The sequence below is a fragment of the Saccharomonospora iraqiensis subsp. paurometabolica YIM 90007 genome, assembly GCF_000231035.2.
Lineage (GTDB): Bacteria > Actinomycetota > Actinomycetes > Mycobacteriales > Pseudonocardiaceae > Saccharomonospora > Saccharomonospora paurometabolica.
On the sequence record NZ_KI912234.1, the window covers coordinates 54,030 to 56,459 of the forward strand.

The following is a 2,430-nucleotide window of genomic DNA, read 5'->3' on the forward strand; positions in this document are numbered from 1 at the left end:
GGTCCGGGCACGACCCGGCACAACGGGTCCGTGCCGACCTGGCGGGCCTGCGTGGCGACGATCTCGACCGGGCCGTGCGCGGCCTCGTCCGCGCCGAGGTCGCGGGGGTGCTCGGCCACGCCGACTCCACCGCCGTCGACAGCGGGCGCGGCTTTCTGGACCTGGGCTTCGACTCGCTCACCGCCGTCGAGCTGCGCAACAGGCTCAAGGCGCTGACCTCGGTCGCCCTGCCCGCCACCCTGATCTTCGACCACCCGTCGCCGGACGCGCTCGCTCGCCACCTCGCGCAGACCCTGGCCGCCGACGACGGGGCAGCCGACCAGGCCGCGCAGCTGTTGGCCGGTCTGGATCGGCTGGCCGACGAGCTGGCCGGAGCCGACCTCGACCAGGTCACCCGGCTCGCTCTCGAAACGCGGCTGCGGGCCCTGCTCGACAGGCACGGTCGCGGCGATCCGGAGGCCGGGGCCGTCGCCCTCGACGATGCCTCCGACGACGACCTGTTCGACTTCATTGACAACGAGTTCGGGGGGTCGTCATGACCAAGCCCAGCGACACCGAGCAGAAGCTGCGCGAGTACCTCAAGCGCGTGACCGGTGAGCTGACCCAGACCCGCGAGCGGCTGCGGCAGGCCGAGGAGGCGGCGGGCGAGCCCATCGCGATCGTCGGCTCCGCCTGCCGCTATCCGGGCGGTGTGTCCTCGCCCGAGGACCTGTGGCGGCTCGTTTCCGACGGCACCGACGCCATCGGCCCGTTCCCGGCCGACCGCGGCTGGGAACTCGGCGAGACCCCGTTCGCCGCCGAGGGCGGATTCCTCTACGACGCGGGCGCGTTCGACGCGGGCTTCTTCGGGATCTCCCCGCGCGAGGCACTGGCGATGGACCCGCAGCAACGGCTCCTGCTCGAAACCTCCTGGGAGGCCCTGGAACGCGGCGGGGTCGACCCGCACTCCCTGCGCGGCAGTGCGACCGGCGTGTTCGTCGGCGTGATGTACTCCGACTACGCCGCCCAGCTGCACCGGATGCCCGAGGGCACCGAGGCGTATCTGAGCACCAGCGCCAGCTCCAGCGTCGCCTCCGGCCGGATCGCCTACACCCTCGGCCTGGAGGGTCCCGCGCTGACGATCGACACCGCCTGCTCGTCGTCGCTGGTCGCCATGCACCTGGCCGCGCACGCCCTGCGCACCGGTGAGTGCTCGCTGGCCCTGGCGGGCGGTGTGACCGTCATGTCCACGCCGAGCACCTTCTTCGCCTTCAGCAGCCAGCGCGGCCTGGCGGCGGATGGCCGATGCAAGGCCTTCGCCGACGCAGCCGACGGCACCGGCTGGTCCGAGGGCACCGGTGTGTTCCTGCTGGAGAAGCTGTCCGACGCCCGCAGGCACGGTCACCAGGTACTGGCCGTGTTGCGCGGCTCGGCGGTCAACTCCGACGGCGCCAGCAGCGGTCTCACCGCACCCAACGGGCCGTCCCAGCAGCGGGTGATCCTGTCCGCGCTGCGCAACGCCGAACTCGGTCCCTCCGATGTGGACGTCGTCGAGGCGCACGGCACCGGCACGACCCTCGGCGATCCGATCGAGGCCCAGGCCCTGCTCGCCACCTACGGCCAGGACCGTCCCGGCGGCGTGCCGCTGTGGCTCGGGTCGGTGAAGTCGAACCTCGGGCATACCCAGGCCGCCGCGGGCGTCGCGGGAGTCATCAAGGTCGTCGAGGCGATGCGCCATGGGGTTCTGCCCCCGACACTGCACGTCGACGCCCCCACCTCGCGGGTTGACTGGACCGCGGGCAAGGTCGCCCTGCTCACCGAGGCCCGCGACTGGCCAGCGACCGACCGTCCCCGCCGCGCCGCCGTGTCGTCGTTCGGCGTCAGCGGCACCAACGCCCACCTGGTTCTCGAACAGGGCGACCCCGCCGAAACCCCGGCCGGGGACGACGGCGGCCCCGTCCCGCTGGTGCTGTCGGCCCGGACCCGCGAGGCCCTGCGCGCCCAGGCAGGCCAGATCGCCGAGGTGCTGCCCTCGCTGCCCGTCCGGTCGGCCGCCGTGTCGCTGGCCACGACCCGCGCGCTGTTCGATCAGCGGGCCGTCGCGCTCAGCGTGGAGGCGGTGCGGGCACTGGCCGCCGACGAGACGCACCCGCTGCTGGTGCGGGGCAGCGGCGGCGATCCCGGCGCCACGGTCTTCGTGTTCCCCGGGCAGGGATCGCAGTGGCCAGGCATGGCGCGGGCGCTGGCCGAGGAGTCCCCGGTGTTCGCGGCACGGTTCGGCGAGTGTGCCGCGGCGCTGGCCCCGTTCCAGGACTTCTCGCTCGGCGAGGCGGCCCGCGATGCGGCGCTGCTGGAGCGGGTGGATGTCGTGCAGCCGGTGCTGTGGGCCGTGATGGTCTCGCTGGCGGCGGTGTGGCGGTCGTGGGGGATCGAGCCCGCCGCCGTGGTGGG

At 73.7% G+C, this 2,430-nt stretch carries 1 protein-coding gene and 1 pseudogene; both read left to right on the forward strand.

Features of this window, described 5'->3' with window-relative positions; all coding sequences use genetic code 11:
* Nucleotides 1-146: 146 nt before the first annotated feature.
* Nucleotides 147-287, forward strand: a pseudogene (locus SACPADRAFT_RS34500) (acyl carrier protein); the annotation flags it as partial.
* A gap of 299 nt (nt 288-586) precedes the next feature.
* Nucleotides 587-2,430: type I polyketide synthase (locus SACPADRAFT_RS0211460; RefSeq protein WP_028662401.1), on the forward strand; the 1,844-nt coding region annotated here is incomplete at its 3' end.